Origin of the sequence: Cellulophaga sp., assembly GCF_039943695.1 — a bacterium.
In the GTDB taxonomy this organism is placed as follows: domain Bacteria; phylum Bacteroidota; class Bacteroidia; order Flavobacteriales; family Flavobacteriaceae; genus Cellulophaga.
On sequence record NZ_JBDVAA010000179.1, the window covers coordinates 1 to 7220 of the forward strand.

General features: G+C 32.2%; 7 protein-coding genes. All 7 read left to right on the forward strand.

Annotated elements, in window-relative coordinates:
* The first annotated feature begins 145 nt into the window (after window positions 1-145).
* Window positions 146-544: a type VI secretion system tube protein TssD gene (gene tssD / locus ABJD66_RS11745; RefSeq protein ID WP_100893698.1), complete on the forward strand. Its 399-nt coding sequence runs from the start codon at window positions 146-148 to the stop codon at window positions 542-544.
* Between the two features lie 259 nt (window positions 545-803).
* Window positions 804-2621, forward strand: coding sequence for a phage baseplate assembly protein V (locus ABJD66_RS11750; RefSeq protein WP_348131775.1), 1818 nt, complete (start codon window positions 804-806; stop codon window positions 2619-2621).
* 1 nt (window position 2622) lies between these two features.
* Complete coding sequence (locus ABJD66_RS11755; protein WP_348131778.1) at window positions 2623-4335, forward strand: hypothetical protein; 1713 nt, start codon at window positions 2623-2625, stop codon at window positions 4333-4335.
* A gap of 68 nt (window positions 4336-4403) precedes the next feature.
* Window positions 4404-5012: a hypothetical protein gene (locus ABJD66_RS11760; protein WP_348131781.1), complete on the forward strand. Its 609-nt coding sequence runs from the start codon at window positions 4404-4406 to the stop codon at window positions 5010-5012.
* 31 nt (window positions 5013-5043) lie between these two features.
* The gene (locus tag ABJD66_RS11765) at window positions 5044-6036 is read left to right on the forward strand and encodes a hypothetical protein (RefSeq protein WP_348131784.1); all 993 of its coding nucleotides are present in this window, start codon (window positions 5044-5046) and stop codon (window positions 6034-6036) included.
* Window positions 6037-6046: 10 nt separating this feature from the next.
* On the forward strand, window positions 6047-6562 hold the full coding sequence (locus tag ABJD66_RS11770) for a DUF4280 domain-containing protein (RefSeq protein WP_348131787.1): 516 nt from the start codon (window positions 6047-6049) through the stop codon (window positions 6560-6562).
* A partial coding sequence (locus tag ABJD66_RS11775) for a hypothetical protein (RefSeq protein ID WP_348131790.1) occupies window positions 6549-7220 on the forward strand: 672 nt, incomplete at its 3' end. The genes ABJD66_RS11770 and ABJD66_RS11775, both read left to right, overlap by 14 nt.

Below are 7220 nucleotides of genomic sequence, written 5' to 3' on the forward strand. Positions count from 1 at the left end.
TTAAGGACTTAGGTTTTTGCCTAAGTATGGAGAAAATTTCAAAAAAGTAGTTTTTTGATGCTTTCTCTTTTTTTTTATACTAGTCGAAACTAAAGAGGAACTGTAACATTTTAAAAATTAATTTTAATTAAAAAAACAAATTATTATGGGATCATTTAGAGCAGATTTTAGTTTCGGTGGTAAAGTATTTGATGTACTTTATTCTGATTATGAATTTAGTAGAAATACAGATTCTAAAGGTAAGCCATCTTCTAACGTAACTGGTGGTAGAGTTGAATTAGTTATAGAGTCTACAGAAGATACTTCTGTTATTGAAGCTATGGTTAACAGTCAGTTTAAACCTGTTGAAGGTAAAATTACTTTTAAGAAAACAGACGAGGATGCTAAAATGAAAGAAGTTGAGTTTAAAAACGCTTACATCGTTCATTTTAAAGAAACATTAGACGTTAATAATGACGTACCTATGACTATTAAAGTTACTTTCTCTGCTGAGGAAATTAACGTTGGTACAGCTTCTTTATTAAACCGTTGGCCAAGATCATAAAACTACTAAACACATACTAGTTGTTTAGACATGTTTATACTATTAAAGCCTTCAAGTGTCATAATTTGAAGGCTTTTTTATCCTTTTTCAAAATACCACATATGGTGTATTAGTTACACACAAACCAATACATCTAAAAAATAAAACAAACCTAGTAAAACTAATCTCTTTACTGCTTTGTTTAAAATAACATTAAAATTAGGCCTCTAGGTTTCTAAATTTACCACAAGGCTTATATAGTACCTACAAACATAAAGTTATGACACCAGAAAATAAGCAAATTAGTATTAACGGTAAATTTATTAGTGGTTACAAACACATTACCATAGCTCAAAAAATTAACGATCACCATTCTTTTGAGGTTGGTATAGATTTAGAAGCCGGGGAAACCACTACCGCACACACCATAGACAAGTCTAAAGACTGGCTTGGTAAAACAATACTTATTACTACTACTGGCAAAGATTTTACAGGTATTATAACCAACGTATCTCTTAATCAAAACAACGGCAATCACGGGCAAATTATCCTATCTGGCTACTCCTCTACTATTGTTTTAGAAGATAGTGAGGTTATGCAATCTTGGTTAAACAAGTCCTTAGCAGACATTGTAAAAGTGGTGACTAAAAACCCTAAGTTAACTACAGAAATTGCACCAGAAAATACAGCTACACTAGACTATGAGTCGCAATACCTAGAAACCAACTTTAAGTTTATACAGCGTATTGCTAAACAACATAACGAGTGGTTATTTTATGATGGAGACACCTTATTTTTTGGAAAACCATCACAAACAGACCCTATTACTATAGAATACGGTAAAGATTTAACCGAAATGAATATTGGCATACAAGCACAGGCTCGTAAAGCACAAGCTTTTTCGTTTAACTCACAAGACGTACAACAACACAACAGCCAAACTCCAGATAGTCCTACCGGTTTAAATGAATTAGGACAACACGCCTTTAACACTAGTTTAGAGCTCTTTTCTACTGGTGGTAATGGGTACACCATTCCTAGAATTAAAAACAAGTCTGAGATAGACAACTATTTAAAAAAGAAACAACAAAGTGCGGCGGCTAACTCTAACTACATATCTGGCAAGTCTACTAAAAAAGGATTAGCTGTAGGGAGTATTATAGACATAGAAACAGCTATACTTAGCGGTGTTGCTAGTTATGCCACTAAAAAGCACGGTAAATATATTATTACAGAAATTACACACTACGCTAAAGAAGCTAACTATTACACCAATAGTTTTGTGGCGTTACCTGTAGATATTAAAAGCCTACCAGAACCTAAGGTTACATTGCCAGTAGCGCAAACACAAATGGCAACGGTACTAAGCAACCAAGACCCTAAAAACAAAGGAAGAGTACAAGTAAAAATGAACTGGCAGACCGGAGAAATGAAAACGGCATGGATACGTGTTATGACGCCAGATGCAGGCAGCAGCAGTAACGTAGCTACCAACAGAGGTTTTGTGTTTATACCAGAAGAAGGTGACCAGGTTTTACTTGGTTTTAGATACAACGACCCTAACAGACCTTTTGTACTAGGTAGCCTTTTTAACGGGCAAACAGGAGCCGGAGGAAAACCTACAAACACACATAAAAGCATTATAACACGTAGTGGGCACACACTAGAGTTTAATGACAAAGGAAACGCAGAAAGCATAACAATAACAGATAAAAAAGGCAATCATTTTATTATTGACACGGCTAATGAAACCATAACAATAAATGCCCTTAAAGACATTAATATTAATGCAGGTGAAAACTTAAATATTACTGCAGGAAAAAATATTACTGTTAATGCTGGTGAAAATATTGATGAAAATGCAGGGAAAAATATAACTACCGTAGCTGGTACTAATATTAGTCAGATTGCAGGGGCTGATTTCACTAAGAAAAGCACCAATATGAGTGAAGATATTGATGAAAATATGAATGTTTCCGCTAAGCTCTCCCAAGATATTGTTGGTCAATTAGATTTAGCTAGCACAGTAGAAAACCTAAATTTTAATAGCGCAAAAGAAGTTAAGAGCAATACTAAAGAACAATCTAACTTTCAATAGTATGGGGTCTATTATAGTAAAAGCAAAAAACCTGCAAAAAATTGTAGAAGAAAACTACATAACCAAAGTTGGTAATAAACTAACCAAAACTGCAGAAGAGGTTAGTATATATACCACAGAAGGTAGTATAAATATGTATTCTAATACTTCTATTGATATAAAAGGTGAAGAAGGGACAACTTTAGGGGAGTATCAAGAGCCGCCAGCTCTTGAACCTGAAATAAAAACAGTAGTAAATTTTAGACCGAAAACTGACTGGAAAGGTGATGATTATGGATTAGATTGGATGCGGGCAGATACTGATGAAAAAAGACTTAGTACTAGAGGGGGTAAAAAACCTCAAAAACCTTATAATGATATTGTAGGTAAATATTATGATGAAGCTGCTTTTACAACTTTAACAACTGAAGATGCTTATAAGGGTAAGCATTTTAAAACAGTATTAACTGAATATAATACTTTAAAAAACACTGAATACAAAGGGGTTTCTACAGATATTTTAATGAAAGAAGCTGATAACACAACCCCTTTGGCAAATGGCAGTAAACAAAATCGTTATGAAGCTTGGTTATCCCTATATCCAAAAGAAATAAAGGACCCTTCCGATAATAGCAAATTAATAGCATCCGGCTACACAAAAAATACTAAGGCTTTACTCTCATTAGTAGTAAATACAGACGAAGCACCTGATCGTTACGCTTTTGAAGCTAATGATAATTTTAAAATTAATCTAAATACAATACCTACAAGTATAGGCAGGCAAGTACTTAATGATCACCTTACTATTGAATGTAAAAAAGAGTTTGATACCGATCAAAAATTAGAATTATACGCCTACAAAACCAAAGAAGACGGCTCTGAGGATAAAAAATTAGCAGGTGTAATTAGGGTATGGGCAAATGACATCACTAAACGTAAAAAGGCTAAAATAGTTTTAGTTGCAATTAAAACTCCTCTTTTTAACACAAACATAGAAAATGAAGCGGTAATAACTGATCAAAAAGATTTAATTGAAAATTACACCTTACAAGCTTTAATAGAAACAGAAGTAGTGCAAGAACGCTTAGATTTAAGTACCGACCCAAAATTTAATCCCCAAAATACAGTTACAACACCCTCATTAAACGGAATTACCCCTCCTATTAGTGTACCAACACCTGGTATTTACACACATAACACAGGTTCTACCAGCTTACCTTCTTATAGTATAAAATGTTATTATTCAGACAAACACACCCCCTCCCATCAAGTAAACCCCAATAAACCTAGTGGTTTCATATCTGTTCATAATTATTTATTTGATAAATTAAGAGATAAATTAGAAGTAGAGTTTCGCTTGCGTAACCCAAAAGCATCTTCATTAGAAATATCTAATGAAAGACAGAAATATGATAACCAATATATCGCTTTTTATTTTGGAGAAAAAGGAGGTAGTATTAAATTTGATAATAGTTATAGTGGTTTAAACGGATATGCTAGTGGTAAAAAAATTGTATTATTTTCCAGTAAAAATAACCAAACTACTGCTCATGAATTCTTACATGCTTTTGATTTACCACACACACACGTAAATAAAGAGGCAGATTCTGATGCCAAATACACCTATGAGTATAGCGAAACTGATAATTTGGTTGGTTACGCACACCATAAAGGAGTAGAACGCCGTAGCTTATGGAAATGGCAATGGGGAAAAGCGAATAATTCAATAGTATGAAAAAAATAACTTTATTAGTATTTAGTACTCTGTGTTTTTATCAATGTAAAGCTCAAAAACCAAAAATAATGCAACAAAACAACATCCCCGTAATAACTAAAGAATTTGAGGTTTTTGATACGGCTACCTTTAACAAATACAAAACAGATAATACTTCTTTTTATGTAAGTATTAAGTTAGATGAAAAAAAATATTTAGAAATGGCGAAAGGGCAAAATCAGCATCATTCGTCGGAATATAATAAAGATTCCTATTTTTTTATTAATAAAATATTTTATCCTAATAATAATATAAAATTCAAAGGTGTCTACTTTAATAGTGCCTTTCCAAAAGGCATTTGGTACTATTATAATGAAGATGGTAGCTTTAGCCATGAAGTAAATTACGACACACCTTATAAATTTAATTGGGATAATATTTTACAATACTGTAAAGATCATAATATCATACTAGACAAAGGATATATAAACGGTGGTTGGCACACCACTATTAATAGAGTTAGTGCAGAAAAAATTAAGGCATCGTTAAACGTAAAACCTATGTGGACTATTGAACATTACATATTAAAAAATGAGGATACCTCTATTACAGGTAATGGCAGTGTGGAAACAATTTACTTAGATGGAAATACAGGCAAAGAAATAAAACGAGAAAACAAACCATTACCTAAAGAATAAAAAGATCTCTATTTTAAATTATAACTAAAGTATGAGGGAAAACAGTTTTACTGAATCTAACAAACCAGAAAATAACATTCTGGATAACCAACTATATACAGACCAAAGGATAAGGATAAAAAAGGAACCTTTTACCCTTTTGTCTGGACATTTATATACACGTACTTATGGTGTAACTATACATATTACAGATGCACAAAAAGAAAAAACATCTAGAGTTCAATTTGAGACTGAAATAACATTACGTAGGTATCCAGAAGAAGAATGTTTTGAATATACCATAAAAAGAGATAAAATATTTATTAATAAAAGAGCTCCAAAAAAAATAGTAGAAATATTATCTATTAAAACACAAGCTGTTTTATACCCTTTACAACTAAAAACAACGTTTAGTAATGAGCTGTTAGACATTATAAATTACGAAGAAATAATAACGCGTTGGAAAAAAGTAAAACAGCAGTTACAAAAAGAATACACAGGAAAAGCATTTACACAATACATAACCAAATTTGAAACTAATTTATTGCAAAAACACTATTTACTAAGCTCATTTAAGCAAGAGGTTTTTTACACATTATTATTTCATAATATCTATAAAGGTTATAATACCTCTTTAGAAAAAAAAGTAGAAATGCAGTTTCCTATACTTAGCTTTAAAAATCCTTTAATTTTTAAAGCAACGCAAAAAATAAACAAATACAAAACCTATTACAATACAGCATACATAACCCTAGACTCTAAAATAAAAAATAACACAACAGAAGCTATATTAAAGGTAGAATATGACTTAGACAGCACGTCATATTTATTACAAAATACAATTGCACAATGTAGCATAATGCACCAAGATACACTTGTAAAAAAAATAAAAGCTACAGTATACCACTTAAGAGAAAAGCCAACCATAAGGCAATCTTTTAATGATATGGAAGACGATTTAAAACGCAGAAAAAAAGCTCAAAAGAAAGAAGAAAACAAAATTTTAACCACTAAACAACGCTTTTACAAGTGGTTAAATAGTTAAAATAAGCAATATGGGATTAACAGGAAAACTAGTGTGCCAAGGAGCAGAATGCGAATGTATGCATGGCAATATGCCAGACAAACTAATTGTAGAAACACAAAGTAAACGCTATATTAACGACCCAGAAAATAGTAGTAAATTAATGGCAACCAACAAAGAGATTGGGCAACCTTTTGAAGCTAAAACCTTTGGACAATGCAAATTGCAACCAACACCAAGTGGTTATAAACCCTGCCAGCCTAATATTACAGAATGGACAGACTTTTATGATAAGGTAAAACTAGAAGACAATGGTGGTTATCCTTTAATAGAAGGCAGCAAAGCTACCTGTGCAATATCTGGTGCTCCTTGTGTTAATATTACTTTTCATGGACAAACTGGTGAACCATCAGAATCTAGTTTTGAAGAAGCAGAAGAAGATGCACTATGCCAAGTGAATCCTGTAGTTAACCCAAAAAAAATGGACCAAGTAGACCCTTTTGAAAACATCATTATCTCAACCAAACAAGACTATGGACAGATTTAAAATAACACAAAAATATAATCAAGATAGCTTTATTAGTTGGGATGAAACTTCAAGAGTGTTAACTCTTGCTGATACCGGAGAAGTTACCCTTAAAATGGAACCAACAAGTAGAGAAGATTCTGAAGGAAATACAATATTAAAAGATTATAAGTTTGACATTTTTAATGTTGATACTGGAGGTAGTTTTGATTTTTATAAAGTTGACAATAAAGGAAAAGAAATAGAAGGTACAAGAACCAGTACTTCTCCAAAAACTAGTTACACTGTAAAAGGAAAACCTGGTTATAAAGGTAATATTTACTGGGTAGAATTTTTTAAAGATAAATCAAAATTTGAAACCTCTAAAGATTCTTTAGATTCGCATCAATTAGGGCTCTTCATCATTTTTAAAAGACCCGCCCCTATAATAGAGTCCGTTACGTGGTTAGACCCTAAAACTAAATTACCAGTAAAAGAAAAAAGCTTAGGACAATATGCTATTTTACGTATAGAATCTAAACACCTAGAGAATGAAACTATTAGAGTATCGCTTTGGGATTATGATGGAAACTTAACATCTTTAGTTACGAAAATTTCTGGCAGTCCAAATCTGGTATACCCACATGTAGGTGACAAAGGGGGAAGCGGTTATACTTACACTCAAGTTTCTAGAGAGTAT